This is a genomic window from Tritonibacter sp. SIMBA_163, from assembly GCF_046535935.1.
Lineage (GTDB): Bacteria > Pseudomonadota > Alphaproteobacteria > Rhodobacterales > Rhodobacteraceae > Epibacterium > Epibacterium scottomollicae.
Genome location: NZ_JAWJBP010000640.1, coordinates 1 through 263 on the forward strand (window position 1 = coordinate 1; position 263 = coordinate 263).

The following is a 263-nucleotide window of genomic DNA, read 5'->3' on the forward strand; positions in this document are numbered from 1 at the left end:
GTGTGTGGTTATCACCTAGCTTTAATCAGACCAAACGTTAATGTTGTTAAAGGGTTATATTTGTATTATTTACTCTATTCTTATGGATTTAAAGAACATTTTTGGATAAGTGCTAGAGGAGTTACAAGGTTTGGTATTTCTAAAGGCGATATTCAAAACATCCAATTATTAATTCCACCAATAGAATTACAGAATAAAATTACGAAATTCTTAAAAGAAAAGGATCTATTAATAGATAAGCTTATTAAGAATAAAGAAAGTCT

At 27.8% G+C, this 263-nt stretch carries 1 protein-coding gene; it reads left to right on the plus strand.

Annotated elements, in window-relative coordinates:
* Nucleotides 1-263 (plus strand): restriction endonuclease subunit S (locus R0J92_RS23875; RefSeq protein ID WP_411053504.1); only part of this gene is annotated, 263 nt, incomplete at both ends.